Source organism: Mesobacillus foraminis (assembly GCF_004340465.1).
GTDB classification, from domain to species: domain Bacteria; phylum Bacillota; class Bacilli; order Bacillales; family Cytobacillaceae; genus Mesobacillus_B; species Mesobacillus_B foraminis.
Genome location: NZ_SLVV01000017.1, coordinates 1 through 13,572, shown reverse-complemented (window position 1 = coordinate 13,572; position 13,572 = coordinate 1). Strand labels below are relative to the sequence as shown.

The 13,572-nt window shown below is 42.7% G+C and carries 18 protein-coding genes and 1 rRNA gene; 16 read left to right on the top strand and 3 right to left on the bottom strand.

The window, feature by feature from the left end; genetic code table 11:
* From EV146_RS24270 to rpsI, 8 genes are all read left to right on the top strand, one after another.
* On the top strand, nt 1-828 hold an 828-nt coding region (locus tag EV146_RS24270), incomplete at its 5' end, for a DNA-directed RNA polymerase subunit alpha (RefSeq protein WP_241994044.1).
* A 73-nt stretch (nt 829-901) separates the two neighbouring features.
* Nucleotides 902-1,264 (top strand): 50S ribosomal protein L17, encoded by a 363-nt coding sequence (rplQ, locus tag EV146_RS24265; protein WP_121610281.1) that lies wholly within the window; start codon nt 902-904, stop codon nt 1,262-1,264.
* 443 nt (nt 1,265-1,707) lie between these two features.
* Complete coding sequence (locus tag EV146_RS24260) at nt 1,708-2,547, top strand: energy-coupling factor ABC transporter ATP-binding protein (protein WP_132011314.1); 840 nt, start codon at nt 1,708-1,710, stop codon at nt 2,545-2,547.
* Complete coding sequence (locus EV146_RS24255) at nt 2,523-3,392, top strand: energy-coupling factor ABC transporter ATP-binding protein (RefSeq protein ID WP_132011313.1); 870 nt, start codon at nt 2,523-2,525, stop codon at nt 3,390-3,392. The genes EV146_RS24260 and EV146_RS24255 overlap by 25 nt, the downstream gene beginning before the upstream one ends.
* A complete protein-coding gene (locus tag EV146_RS24250) occupies nt 3,389-4,186 on the top strand; it encodes an energy-coupling factor transporter transmembrane component T family protein (protein ID WP_132011312.1) in 798 nt (265 codons plus the stop codon). The genes EV146_RS24255 and EV146_RS24250 overlap by 4 nt, the downstream gene beginning before the upstream one ends.
* A 7-nt stretch (nt 4,187-4,193) precedes the next feature.
* Nucleotides 4,194-4,934, top strand: a complete 741-nt coding sequence (truA, locus tag EV146_RS24245) for a tRNA pseudouridine(38-40) synthase TruA (RefSeq protein ID WP_132011311.1) — start codon at nt 4,194-4,196, stop codon at nt 4,932-4,934.
* 180 nt (nt 4,935-5,114) lie between these two features.
* Nucleotides 5,115-5,552 carry a 50S ribosomal protein L13 gene (gene rplM, locus EV146_RS24240; RefSeq protein WP_121610276.1) on the top strand — a complete coding sequence of 146 codons (438 nt, stop codon included), beginning with the start codon at nt 5,115-5,117 and terminating at the stop codon, nt 5,550-5,552.
* 20 nt (nt 5,553-5,572) lie between these two features.
* Nucleotides 5,573-5,965: a 30S ribosomal protein S9 gene (gene rpsI, locus EV146_RS24235; protein ID WP_121610275.1), complete on the top strand. Its 393-nt coding sequence runs from the start codon at nt 5,573-5,575 to the stop codon at nt 5,963-5,965.
* A gap of 176 nt (nt 5,966-6,141) precedes the next feature.
* Here rpsI and ligD read toward each other — a convergent pair whose 3' ends face one another.
* Nucleotides 6,142-6,375 carry a non-homologous end-joining DNA ligase LigD gene (gene ligD / locus EV146_RS24230; RefSeq protein WP_132011310.1) on the bottom strand — a complete coding sequence of 78 codons (234 nt, stop codon included), beginning with the start codon at nt 6,373-6,375 and terminating at the stop codon, nt 6,142-6,144.
* Nucleotides 6,376-6,721: 346 nt separating this feature from the next.
* On the opposite strand from ligD, the gene EV146_RS24225 reads away from it, so the two are divergent.
* The 5 genes from EV146_RS24225 to EV146_RS24205 all read left to right on the top strand — a co-directional run bounded on the left by EV146_RS24225 (nt 6,722) and on the right by EV146_RS24205 (nt 10,649).
* The gene (locus EV146_RS24225; protein WP_132011309.1) at nt 6,722-6,910 is read left to right on the top strand and encodes an ATP dependent DNA ligase; all 189 of its coding nucleotides are present in this window, start codon (nt 6,722-6,724) and stop codon (nt 6,908-6,910) included.
* Nucleotides 6,911-7,140: 230 nt separating this feature from the next.
* Nucleotides 7,141-7,956, top strand: a complete 816-nt coding sequence (locus EV146_RS24220; RefSeq protein WP_158287209.1) for a glycerophosphodiester phosphodiesterase — start codon at nt 7,141-7,143, stop codon at nt 7,954-7,956.
* Between the two features lie 289 nt (nt 7,957-8,245).
* Nucleotides 8,246-8,689: a YbaK family protein gene (locus EV146_RS24215; RefSeq protein ID WP_132011307.1), complete on the top strand. Its 444-nt coding sequence runs from the start codon at nt 8,246-8,248 to the stop codon at nt 8,687-8,689.
* A 67-nt stretch (nt 8,690-8,756) separates the two neighbouring features.
* A complete protein-coding gene (cwlD, locus tag EV146_RS24210) occupies nt 8,757-9,470 on the top strand; it encodes an N-acetylmuramoyl-L-alanine amidase CwlD (RefSeq protein ID WP_121610270.1) in 714 nt (237 codons plus the stop codon).
* 126 nt (nt 9,471-9,596) lie between these two features.
* Nucleotides 9,597-10,649, top strand: a complete 1,053-nt coding sequence (locus EV146_RS24205) for an Mrp/NBP35 family ATP-binding protein (protein ID WP_132011306.1) — start codon at nt 9,597-9,599, stop codon at nt 10,647-10,649.
* Between the two features lie 59 nt (nt 10,650-10,708).
* Here EV146_RS24205 and gerD read toward each other — a convergent pair whose 3' ends face one another.
* Nucleotides 10,709-11,278 (bottom strand): spore germination lipoprotein GerD, encoded by a 570-nt coding sequence (gerD, locus tag EV146_RS24200; protein ID WP_132011305.1) that lies wholly within the window; start codon nt 11,276-11,278, stop codon nt 10,709-10,711.
* Nucleotides 11,279-11,421: 143 nt separating this feature from the next.
* Here gerD and EV146_RS24195 point away from each other — a divergent pair, with 143 nt between their 5' ends.
* Nucleotides 11,422-12,090, top strand: coding sequence for a KinB-signaling pathway activation protein (locus tag EV146_RS24195; RefSeq protein WP_132011304.1), 669 nt, complete (start codon nt 11,422-11,424; stop codon nt 12,088-12,090).
* Nucleotides 12,091-12,112: 22 nt separating this feature from the next.
* On the opposite strand, the gene pdaB is transcribed toward EV146_RS24195, so the two are convergent.
* A complete protein-coding gene (gene pdaB, locus EV146_RS24190) occupies nt 12,113-12,865 on the bottom strand; it encodes a polysaccharide deacetylase family sporulation protein PdaB (RefSeq protein ID WP_132011303.1) in 753 nt (250 codons plus the stop codon).
* 133 nt (nt 12,866-12,998) lie between these two features.
* On the opposite strand from pdaB, the gene EV146_RS24185 reads away from it, so the two are divergent.
* The gene (locus tag EV146_RS24185) at nt 12,999-13,238 is read left to right on the top strand and encodes a hypothetical protein (protein WP_132011302.1); all 240 of its coding nucleotides are present in this window, start codon (nt 12,999-13,001) and stop codon (nt 13,236-13,238) included.
* Nucleotides 13,239-13,496: 258 nt separating this feature from the next.
* A 16S ribosomal RNA gene (locus tag EV146_RS24180) occupies nt 13,497-13,572 on the top strand; the annotation flags it as partial.

Here is a 13,572-nt window from a genome sequence, read left to right as displayed (position 1 = left end):
TTACGTCGTATCCTTTTATCCTCACTCCCAGGTGCCGCTGTTACGTCCATTCAAATTGATGGTGTGCTTCATGAGTTTTCCACTGTCGAGGGTGTCGTTGAAGATGTAACATCAATCATCTTGAATGTTAAAAAGCTGGCATTAAAAATTTACTCTGATGAAGAGAAGACACTCGAAATCGATTTGCAAGGCGAGGGAGCTGTCAAGGCCTCTGACATTACGCACGACAGCGATGTAGAGATACTGAACCCAGATCTTCATATTGCAACTCTTTCCAGCAAAGGCTCATTACGGATGCGCCTGACTGCAAGAAGAGGCCGTGGGTATACACCTGCTGATCAAAATAAACGAGAAGATCAACCGATCGGGGTTATCCCAATCGATTCCATCTATACTCCGGTTTCAAGAGTCTCATATCAGGTTGAAAACACCCGTGTGGGACAAATGACCAACTATGACAAGCTGACATTTGACGTATGGACAGATGGAAGCAATGGGCCGAAAGAGGCTATCGCCCTTGGAGCCAAAATTTTAACTGAGCATCTGAATATCTTTGTTGGTTTGACCGATGAAGCACAGAATGCAGAAATTATGGTAGAAAAAGAAGAAGATCAAAAAGAAAAAGTTCTCGAAATGACTATTGAGGAACTCGATCTTTCTGTTCGTTCGTATAACTGCCTTAAGCGTGCGGGAATCAATACTGTTCAGGAACTTGCTCACAAGACTGAAGAAGATATGATGAAAGTACGCAACCTTGGAAGAAAATCGTTAGAAGAAGTAAAAGCAAAACTAGAGGAGCTAGGCTTAGGCTTACGTAAAGATGACTAGTTAACCTTGCTTAACTAGGCATTTTACTGTAAACGCAGTAGCTGCCACAATTCAACAAAGGAGGGAAACACTCATGGGATACAGAAAGTTAGGACGTACAAGTTCTCAGCGTAAAGCAATGCTTCGTGACTTGACAACTGATCTAATCATCAATGAGCGAATCGAAACAACTGAAACACGTGCGAAGGAGCTTCGTTCTGTTGTTGAAAAAATGATCACTCTCGGAAAACGCGGTGATTTGCATGCGCGTCGTCAGGCATCTTCATACGTTCGTAATGAGGTTGCTAATGCTGAAACAAATCAGGATGCTCTACAAAAATTGTTTGCTGACATCGCTCCACGTTATGCTGAGCGTCAAGGCGGATATACTCGCATCATGAAACTTGGACCACGCCGCGGTGATGGTGCGCCAATGGTTATCATCGAGCTAGTTTAATAATTTAAACACTCACAACAAGGGCGATGGACAGTTTAGACAAACTTGTTTCATCCCCTTTTTTTATACCTGATAGCCCAATATATATACGAAGAACAAGCCAAAACGAGCGTTATGATGAGCATGCCTTAGTAAAGGGAAAACATAACTGGGTTTCTGACATATCCAGCTGTACGGCCAATCCTGTTCGAATAGGATGCTGCGTTTGTTTTTTCTGCATGACTCGTCTAGCTCATGCACCTCCTCCCCGTCCTAAATAGGATGATCATTGTTACCGGAGTTTTTAATTTTCGGTCTGGGAAGAGGTGCAGGCTTTTTTTGTATTTAGGGGTCTTTTCAGACACCGGTACGAGGACGGCCTGTAAATGGCCCATATATTTTAAGTCTGCCAGGCTTGAGGTAGAATAATAAAGGAGTAAAGATGAGTCGAGAGGAGGATAGAAATGGGAAAACCTTTAGTTGTTTTGGACAATGTATCCTATCAATATGATTCCCAGGAAGATTTTGCGCTGAAAAATGTAAGCATGAAGGTCTATGAGGGAGAGTGGCTTGCAATTGTTGGACACAATGGATCCGGAAAGTCCACGCTTGCTAAGCTGTTAAATGGACTTCAGTTTCCTACCGAGGGAAGCATTTCAATAAACGGTATTACTCTATCAGAAGATACAGTATGGGATGTTCGCCGACAAGTTGGCATGGTTTTTCAAAACCCTGATAATCAATTTGTGGGGACAACCGTTCAGGATGATGTGGCTTTTGGTCTGGAAAACAATGGGGTGCCCGCTAAAGTTATGGGGGAGCGAGTAGTGGACGCTCTATCAAGAGTCAATATGGAATCTTTTCTTGATCAAGAGCCGCACCATCTTTCAGGAGGGCAAAAACAGAGGGTTGCTATTGCTGGTGTTCTTGCTCTTCGGCCTTCCATTATCATTCTTGATGAAGCAACATCCATGCTTGATCCCCGTGGCAGAGAGGAAGTCATTGAGACTATTATGAAGCTGCAGCAGGAGGAGAGCATCACGGTCATCTCCATCACTCATGATCTTGAAGAGGCGGCTAGGGCAAATCGAATACTCGTTTTAAATAAGGGTGAAATCTACCGGGAAGGCACTCCGGAAGAAATTTTTCAAATGGATGAAGAGCTTGTCAGGCTGGGGTTAGATATCCCATTTCCAGTAAAGATGAGCAAGCAGCTGAGCGAAAAAGGGGTCGTACTTTCAAAGTATTACTTAACTGAAGAAGAGTTGGTGGCAGAACTATGGACATCTCACTCAAAAATGTAGAATACCGTTATCAGAACAATACTCCTTTTGAACGGCTTGCCATTTCTGATGTTTCGATCAACATTGAATCAGGGCAGTACCTCGCCATCATTGGTCATACCGGTTCAGGCAAGTCTACTGTTCTTCAGCACCTTAATGCATTGTTGAAGCCGACAAAAGGAACTGTGTGGATTGGAAACCGCGAAATTCGGGCAGGCAGGAAAGAGAAAAATTTAAAAGAGGTAAGGCAAAAGGTCGGGATTGTCTTTCAATTTCCAGAACATCAGCTTTTTGAAGAAACGGTAGAAAAGGACATCTGCTTTGGACCCCAAAACTTTGGTGTTTCGGAGGAAGAGGCTAAAAGGAGAGCTAAAGAAGCAATCAAACAGGTAGGGCTGCATGAAGAAATATTGTCTAAATCTCCATTTGATCTGTCTGGCGGACAGATGCGAAGAGTTGCGATTGCAGGTGTACTTGCCATGGAGCCTGAGTGTATCGTCCTGGATGAACCCACAGCGGGCTTGGATCCAAGGGGACGGAAAGAGATTATGGATTTGTTTTACCGATTGCACCGGGAAAACCATGTGGCAACGGTCCTTGTGACTCACAGTATGGAGGATGCAGCAAGGTATGCAGATGAAATTGTGATCATGCACAAAGGGAGAGTCCAGAAAAAGGGAACACCTTACGAAATTTTCTCTGTTCCTGAAGATTTGCTGGAGCTGGGTTTAGATGTACCTGAGGTTGTCCGTTTTCAATTGAAATTGGAAAAGGCGTTTAATGTGAAGTTCGGTAAGATTTGCCTTACAGCTGAGGAATTAACAGATGCGGTGGCGGACTATCTGCGAGGAGGAACGCCGAAATGATGGAGAAAATGATTTTTGGTCGCTATGTTCCCGCAGAATCCATCCTTCACCGGATGGACCCCCGTTCCAAGTTAATTATTGTATTCCTATTTGTCTGTGTTGTTTTTCTGGCAAATAATTTATGGACTTATGCTATTTTAACAATCTATACATTTTTAATGGCAGGACTGTCAAAAATCCCCCCACGCTTTTTAATAGGGGGCCTAAAACCCGTTTTATGGCTGGTTCTGTTCACTTTCTTTCTCCATTTATTCCTGACTAAAGAGGGAGAACTTATTTTTGAACTTGGCTGGCTGAAAATATATGAGGGCGGTTTGCGGCAAGGGATATTTATTTCAATGAGATTTTTCCTGTTAATTCTGGTAACCTCGCTGCTTACCCTTACCACTACGCCTATTGAAATAACGGATGGCCTGGAGCATCTGATGGGTCCTTTAAAAAGGCTGAAGTTCCCGGTACATGAGCTTGCCTTAATGATGTCCATTTCTCTTCGTTTCATTCCGACACTTATGCAGGAAACGGATAAAATCATGAAGGCCCAGACAGCCAGAGGTGTAGAGTACACCAGCGGTCCTGTCAAAGATCGGCTTAAAGCCATTGTACCGCTGCTGATTCCGTTGTTCATCAGCTCATTCAAAAGGGCAGAGGAACTTGCTGTGGCAATGGAAGCCCGTGGTTACCGGGGTGGGGAAGGCCGGACCAAATACCGACAGCTCCATTGGGCGGCTGCGGATACGTTGATGATTCTTCTTTTGGCTGCTGTAACGGTCTTGCTAATTCTATTTAGGGGATAAGATGAAAATGGATATGAGGATAAAGTGTACAGTTTCATACGATGGAACCGGTTATTCGGGTTATCAGGTACAGCCGAATAAGCGGACTGTACAGGGGGAGATTGAATCTGTATTGACGAAACTGCATAAAGGCCAGAAGATTGCCATCAGCGCGTCAGGCCGGACCGATGCAGGCGTACATGCCAAAGGGCAGGTCTTCCATTTCGATACACCTCTGAGGCTTCCTGAGGACAAGTGGAGTGTTGCAATGAATTCCTTGCTTCCTCCTGATATATCCGTGCATAAAGCAGAGGCGGCCAATGCTGATTTTCATGCCCGCTTTGATGCGGTCGAAAAGGAGTATCGCTACTTTATCCATCTTTCAAGTGTTCGTGACCCATTTAAGCGTAACTACGCCTATCGGTTTCCTTATCCCCTTGATCTTGAGGCAATAGAGGCAGCAAAAAAATATTTAATCGGGACACATGACTTTACTAGCTTTTGTTCTGCTAAAACCGAAATAGTAGACAGAGTGAGAACTCTGAAACGGATTGAGCTGTTACAAGAGGATGATATGCTCATCTTCCGCTTTGTGGGGAATGGATTTCTATACAACATGGTGCGTATTCTCGTAGGTACTCTTTTAGAAGTGGGCCAGGGAGAGCGACAGCCCTATCATATTATGGAAGTGCTGGAGAAAAGGGATCGGCGCTCAGCTGGCAAAACAGCTCCGGGCCAGGGTTTGTATTTATGGGAAGTTCGTTATTAATGGTAAATATTAAAAATTACTATGACAACTAATCCTGGTGTTGACATTCACTCATTAAAGTTATATTATAGCTTAGGTATGTATTTTAACCCCACGATAAGCCCCGGAAGTCTTATCTGTGTAAAATATATCAAAACAAAACTTATGAATTCGATTTATTGATAATTAGGAGGGACACACATGCGTTCAACGTTTATGGCTAACGCCAAGAATATCGAGCGTAAATGGTATGTAGTTGATGCAGAAGGCCAAACTCTTGGTCGTCTTGCAAGTGAAGTTGCATCCATCCTACGCGGTAAACATAAACCAACTTACACTCCACATGTAGATACTGGTGATCATGTCATCATCATCAATGCTTCCAAGATTGAATTGACTGGTAAAAAATTAACTGACAAAATTTACTACCGTCACAGCATGCACCCAGGTGGATTAAAGCAGAGAACGGCTCTAGAAATGCGCACAAACTACCCTGAAAGAATGCTTGAGCTTGCAATCAAAGGCATGCTTCCAAAGAATTCTTTAGGACGCCAAATGTTCAAGAAGCTTCATGTATACGCAGGAAGCGAACATCAGCAACAAGCGCAAAAACCAGAAGTTTACGAACTTCGCGGATAATTATTAAGGAGGTTATTAACTTGGCACAGGTTCAATATATCGGTACTGGTCGTCGTAAGAGCTCCGTTGCACGGGTTCGTTTAGTACCAGGCGATGGCAAAATCATTATCAACGGTCGTGAAATTGAAGATTATATCCCATTCGCAGCTTTACGTGAAGTAGTTAAGCAGCCATTAGTAGCAACTGAAACTCTTGGTGCTTATGACATTCTAGTTAACGTAAACGGCGGCGGCTATACTGGCCAAGCTGGCGCAATCCGCCACGGCATCGCTCGTGCATTGCTTCAAGCTGACCCTGAATTCCGTCCATCACTTAAGAGTGCAGGACTATTAACTCGTGACGCTCGTATGAAAGAACGTAAAAAATACGGTCTTAAAGGCGCTCGTCGTGCACCTCAGTTCTCAAAGCGTTAATTTTGGCGCTTCAAAAGGCTCTCAACCAATTTGGTTGGGGGTCTTTTTTAATTATTAATGGATGCCTTAGTGTACGTCCTCTTACATAGGCCTATTGTTCGGCAAAATTCTACATTTGATTCTTTTTCATCAATTAAATGTTTGTCGAGGAGCCATTCTTAAACGCAGCATGAAGCTCAATGGTATTCTCGTTCTGCGAGGATAAATAACACCAAATCAAAACTTTTAAGATCCGGCGGATTTAAGTCGAAAACCATTTCCATTGGATGATCCGGCATATCATATCGGTCAAAAGGAATAGTAAATTCAATCGCACCATAGTTTGCCGCCCAAATCAGCGTTGCTTTATCATTTAGTAGAATTCTCTGTTTGCCTTTATAGAAAGTGCTGCTTACCCAATCTGAGTGCACTGTCAGGTACTGACCTTCTTTCGATTTTCTTGCTGTGTATTCCGTTGGGGTACACCCAAATCATTAATAGCCTATGTTCTCAACTTCCCAAATGATTTTGGTCAGGGTGTATGATTTCAATTCTTCTTCCATCCACAAAGATTCCTTCTACTCGAAGATCTCCCTCCCCTTCTCTATATTTTCAATGCTTTTTGTTTAAACTATGTATTATTTAAAAATTTTGGAGGGATGTACCTGGTTCCGATATTTCCAATGGAGCCTGTAGACAGCGAAACCATCCCCCGCAGGAAAGGCCTGGTTCGCACAATTAAAATGGGATGGTGTTAGATGCGTTAAAGAACAAGGGATGGAAGGCACTGACCAGTCTCCTTTTAAAAAGCGACCCCGGCATCATCACAATACCACCTGGGTTATGCCGAAAAAAACCGTTAAAATTAATTACGCTGAGTGGACAGAAGGCGGGGCATTGAGGCAGCCAAGTATTGAGGGGGTTATTGAAGTTCCATCTCAAGAGTGCTTGCTGGAAAGAATCTAAGTATGTCCATGACTGAAAGGGTCCCGGTCATTGTTGGGTGCTTTCCATGCTGTGCATCGGGTTACTCCTCGTTATATTGAATGATAGTAGTCATTATCCATTGAAACCACGGGAATTCCACTTTTTACTTATCCCAACCTTATCACAAATTTTAAAGAATATTAACGCCTGCTTTACATCATGCCCGTATGGTAAAGATGGGACAAATATTATGAATGGGAAGTGGAAATATGAAGAAATACCAATTTGCAGTGCTGGGTGCAATGTTGATGACAGTAACATCATTCCTGTTTGGGCATACGGCAGATGCAGCCCAAAATGATAACTGGCTTAACAGCAATAAAACCGAGTTAAGCGCGCACCGCGGTGCACAGGTGGCGGCTCCCGAGAACACTTTGGAGTCTATAACACAGGCGGGGACTTTGGGATACGGCTTTGTTGAAATTGATGTACAACGAACTAAGGACGGCCACTATGTATTAATGCATGATAAAACAGTAGACAGGACGACTACTGGTACAGGTCAGGTTGGAGATTTAACCTTAAAAGAGATTCAAGGCTTTTCCATTGAGGATAAACAGGGAAATAAAACAGACTATAAAGTTCCTACACTGGAAGAGGTTCTTGGGGAAGCTAACAAGTACAATCTGGGCATTAATTTTGATGGGTCAAAAGGCAACTGGGAGGACAAGGGGTTCGTCGAAGGCATTATGGATGAGGCTGAGAAGGCCAAGGTATTAAATCACTCATTTTTCGTTTTGAGCAATGCTGGGATTCGGGACCAGTTTAACAAATGGTATCCTGAAGCGACCGTGACATTCTTGGGAAATGCCTTGAAGAACGTGGATAGCGACATTAAAGAACTAAAAAAATATAAAAACGCCATCTATACAACATCGATTCAGAATGTTGACGAAGAGACAGCAAAAAAAATCAAGAAGGCAGGGCTAAAGCTTCATATATACTCAGTTAACACCGCAGAAACATATGCAAAAGCGAAAAGGATCCATCCACGCTTAATTGAAACAGATGTAATCGTTCCATAGTCAAAGAGGTGATGCAGTTCGCAAACTATGGATTTTGCGGTTTAGATCATCGTTATAATTTTAACCACCCATACTCAAGGTTCCTGACGATTTGTCAGGAACCTTTCTTCATCTCATCTGGAGGATGGAACTTCTGCTATTCATTTGCCAAAGCTGAGTCCAAGTTTATTGTCCATGGCAGTATGACCATAAAACGAGTCACATGGTTTTTTATTTTAAAAATGGAAATGGAATTTTGGATGTCCGCCGCAGGCTGGTATAACACTATTTGCTAAGGGGTGAGTTATAAGTGAATGTAGTGACGACTTTTAAAGAAAAGAAACGTGAAAAACAAATTAAATACGAGCGGTCATTGCTCCGCGAGTTATCTATACAGAGGCTTCATGCAAGAGTGAAAGAATGCTTCGGTTCATCACGGCTGGCCAATGGCCTCATTATGAATTCAGGAATTGAAGAGGCATGCTTTGATGTCGCTATTGAAGCCTACTTGCTAGGCGGAAGGTTCAGCCGCTTTGGCTACTACGGGGAATCCCAGGAGATGGCACGGGAACGCTGTAATCAAGAGGAGAGGCACCTCATCGCCACATTATATAACTTCTTCCTTTTTTGGGGGAATGGGGATGAAGGGGCAGCGGGAGAGTCCTTATATTATCTTTGTGAACAGTATGTAGGGGGCTGGTGGCAGGAAGGCTTTAAGAAGGGGGAAATGAAGCATAAACTAAGGATGCATTAAGTTCTAAACATCCTTTCTGTCCCATATAGTTAATCAGGGACAAGTCAGGAAGGATGGTTTTTGGCTTATGATAAAAAAGCTTAAGGTCATTATTTTTGCGCTGGGATTAATGGTTTTATTCGCCATTTTACAATATGATTTTGGCGAGAATGATACTTGGAAATCCTGGAATCTCCCGCTTTCAGGAAAAATTATTATGCTGGATCCCGGTCATGGCGGAGTGGACCCGGGGGCGGGGGAAAAAGGTGCCTTTGAGAAGGATATTGCATTAAGCGTCAGTCTTAAGGTGCGGGATTATCTTCAGCAGCAGGGGGCCTTGGTGATAATGACCAGAGAGACAGATATCGATTTGGCAGATAAAGGGCTAAAAGGATATAGCCGAAGAAAGGTTCAAGACCTGAAGAGGCGACTCGATTTAGTTAACGGCTCTAATGCCGACTTCTTTGCCAGCATCCATTTAAATGCAATCCCGTCCCCGCGATGGAGTGGGGCGCAGACATTTTATTCAGGACATTACAAAGAAAGCAAGCGGGCTGCAAAATTTATTCAGGAGGAACTTAAAAGGAATCTGGAAAATACAGATCGAAAAGCAAAAGCTGCCAATGAAATCTATTTGCTTAAATATGCAAAAAAGCCTGGTGTTCTTGTAGAAATAGGGTTTCTTTCCAATCCTGCCGAAAAAGAAAAGCTGAAGCAGGAAGAGTATCAGGAACAAATAGCGGCTTCTATTTATGAGGGAATAGTTAGATATTATACAAATGAACGGAAATTCTTTAATTGAAGGGGCCCAGGCGCCTTCTTTGTTTTTACTGAAGAAAACGTTTGCGCATCCTGAGGGTTTATCATTTGAACCCGTTAACACTATGTTATACTGTTACTAACAACAAAATTTAAGGAGGGCTTCACCATGTTAACAGATGCCAAAGTGAGAGAACTCATCGGCGGTTTGAAGGAGCCGTTTTTACATAAAACCCTTGGGGAAATTGGTGCTATTGAGGAGATCAAGATTAAAGCCGAAAAGAACCATGTAAGCGTGAAAATTGGTATTGCGAAGACAGGCACCTCCGAACAGCTTCAGCTGCAGTCTCAGATTGTCAGCGCTTTAAAAGAAGGCGGGGCTGAAACTGTGGGGCTCAGGTTCACAGATCTCCCTGCAGAAGTCCTTGAACAGTTTCGCGCAGAAAGTACGGAAGAAGCAGGCTTACTGTCCCCTGCAAGCAAGACAACTTTCATTGCGATTGCAAGCGGCAAAGGGGGCGTTGGGAAATCAACCGTGTCCGTCAATCTAGCTGTATCGCTTGCCCGTCTTGGAAAAAAGGTTGGGCTTGTAGACGCGGATATCTACGGCTTTAGTGTGCCGGATATGATGGGAATTACCAAGCGGCCAGTGGTTCGCGGAGAGAAAATAATCCCTGTGGAAAGATACGGTGTAAAAGTAATCTCCATGGGCTTTTTTGTTGAAGATAATGCACCGATTATCTGGCGCGGACCAATGCTGGGGAAAATGCTGAACAGTTTCTTCAATGAAGTGGAGTGGGGAGAACTTGATTACCTCCTGCTGGATTTGCCTCCTGGAACAGGAGACGTGGCTTTAGATGTACATACGATGCTACCTTCCTGCAAGGAAATCATTGTCACTACTCCTCATCCGACCGCTGCTTTTGTTGCAGCGCGTGCAGGGGCCATGGCATTGAAAACAGAGCACGAAATTTTGGGTATTATTGAAAACATGTCCTACTACGAGAGCAAGACAACCGGTGAAAAAGAATATGTATTCGGCCAGGGCGGCGGAGAAAAGCTGGCAAAAGAACTTAATTCAGAAGTGTTGGGAAGGCTGCCGCTTGGCCAGCCGACCTGGAATGAACATGATTTTGCTCCTTCGATTTATCAGGAAGATGATAAAATCGGGGGAATCTATACGAATATTGCCCAGCAGGTTGTACATGCACTAGAAAACTAAAATGGGTAAAGCAGCCTTTCCATCATGCGGAAAGGCTGCTTTTATTAAAACGGGTGTTATTACTTTTTCTGTTGTTTTGCTGCGATTTCTTCAGATGCCTGAATGATCATGTCCTGCATTTTAGCTTTAAATAATGGGCTGTCAAAAGTTTCAGTGATGACTGTCTGCAAATGTTCCCGGTACTCCTTGCTCTTTAGGGTTGTCATCAATTCCTTTTCGAGTTCGGGGTCCTTCATGACTTCGATCATCATCGCTCTGTACTCGGGATCCTTCATAAGGTCTTTCAGCAATTGCTCATTTTCTGCCTGCATGCTCTTGGCCATGGCCTGGGCAAATTTTGGATCCTTAAAAGACTCTTGCCAGAAAGCTGTTCCTTCTTTCGAAACGAGAGTTTTTTCTATGGTATCTGAAACGACTGTCTGGTCCATGATCAGGCTCTCTTTTATTCCATCTTCCTTCATAAGTTCCTGGATAGCTTTTTTTCCATCATCAGTCTTTAAAATGTCTACGACCATCTTCTTGGTAGCATCGTAATCCATTTCCTCTGCGCCTGTATCCGGTGCGGTCCCGCAGCCGGCAACTGAAACTAAAAACAGGACAGGAATCAGTAATCTGAAAGCTCTATACATATCCATTCCCCTTTCACATAGACAGCCTTACTTTTATGATGGGAAAAACTCGAAATATTATACGGCATCCAAGCAATACCTAGATTTTTCAAGCTTTGGTTGGTACAATCAAGGAGTGAATTTTTTTATTGGGGGAAAATATAGTGACGAGCAGGAATTGGGTTAGATTGTTTCTGTCCACATTATTTGTGGGTGGAATAACAACAGGCATTATAGGCTTTATTGTCCGTTGGGATAAATTCAAACCTTTCTTTACGGATTTCAACTTTATAGAAATTATGTCAGTTTTATTTTGGCTGCTTGGTGTAGGGTTTATCTTTAGCTTATTGAGCCAGGCGGGATTTTTTGCTTACCTGACCATTCATCGCTTTGGAACGGGGATTTTTAAATCGTTATGGAATGCAGTGCAAGTTATATTGATTATTTTTGTGCTGTTTGATCTCGTTTATTTCCGCTACACGGCGTTCGCAAAGGAAGGGGAGAGCATCATCCCTTATCTATTACTGGCGATCCTTGTCTTGATACCCGGGCTGGCTATCGCTTTTTTGAAAGCAAAGCAGACCAATATGTCAGCGTTCATTCCTGCATTGTTTTTCATGATTGTCGTAACGACTATAGAATGGGTTCCAGTCTTGAGGGTCAATGAAGAAAGCTGGTTATTTTTAATGCTTTTTCCGTTGATTGTCTGCAATGCCTTTCAGTTGTTGATGCTTCCTAAACTCAATCAAAGGTCTATCGAAGAGCGAACCGGCGGGAAGCCACATGCAGGAAAACAAGGAAAGTCAGCATACAAAAAACCATCCAATGTCTAATTGGATGGTTTTTTGTATGGTTCTAGTTTATTTCTGAAGAATTGGATTCACCATTGGCAATCAACTGTGAAACAGATACCATTTTGAGATTTTTGCTCCTGATTTCATCCAGTACAGCAGGGAGGGCTTCGGCTGTTTGTTTAGCTGAATCGGAAGCGTGCAGTAAGACGATGTCTCCTTTTTTCGCCTTGGATACATTCTCAACGATTTCATTTACCCCTGGATTAGTCCAGTCCTTTGAGTCCAGGCTCCAATGGACAACGGTATAGCCTGCCCGCTCCGCTATGTTTAGTGTTCTTTTATCAAAATGGCCGGTAGGAGCCCGCAGCAGCTCAATGTCCTTGATATTCAGCTTTTTAAAAGCTTCCTGTGCCTTCAGGATATCCTTCCTGACTTTGTCCTCCTCTATTTCTGTATAGTCCTTATAGTCGTACCCCAGGATGCCAATTTCATAGCCATCCTTTACAATGCGGCTGACAAGATCAGGATGCCTCTCTGCCCAGGCGCCGGAGAGGAAAAATGTTGCGGCAGTAACATTTTCCTTTTTTAGAATCTCGAGAATGGGTTCAGCCTTTTCATCCCCCCAGCCAATATTAAACGTTAAGGCAATATCCTTTTCTCCTTTGTAGATTGCTTTAGGTCCATCTTCAGTTGAAAAAGCGGGGAACTGTACAATATTCTCTGCATAAAAAAACCAGGCTGTAAAAAACGCGGCAATTACGATCACCAATGCTTGTTTAATTGATTTTCCATTTAACACAAAAAAGAAATTCATCTCATCACCTCGTCCATGCACTCCTTGTCTAATTTTTATGAGGGGATTTTGAAGATATGTATAAAATTTGTGAATATAATTTGGACGGAAATGGAATAGTTACATTAACTGACATGTTTAAAGGGGTGCTGGTATGCTAGGTTTATTAATAAACGATAAAGAAACAAAGGAAATAGAGTATTTAATAAAAAGGGAAATGGATGAAATATTGTTCGACCTGAAAGATGAGAGGATTGACCACTCAGTAAAGAGGTCGATGAAGGAAAGGTATAAAATCTTATTTTCGTTATTTAAACGAATCGCAAATCCGGCTGAATGCTTAAAATACATGCCTTCTGACAAAAGCCCATACAGACGTTCAAATGAAAAATAAATGTGTATAGTAATTAGATGAAAAAGTATTGACTAGGATTTAATTAGCTGTTATATTAATAAACGTCGCTGCAACACAGTGATGATTATGAAGGAAGTTGTTGACATGGCGTTGACAACATGTTATATTATAAAAGTCGCTGTTCGCGACTGTTGCTCTTTGAAAACTAAACAAACAAGCGTCAACAAACAATAAAACTTAGTGATTTCAAATCACTAGCCAACGTTTTTTCTTTTTTATGAGCTTAACTCATACTCTTTATTGGAGAGTTTGATCCTGGCTCAGGACGAACGCTGGCGGCGTGCCTAATACATGCAAGTCGAGCGAATCGGAG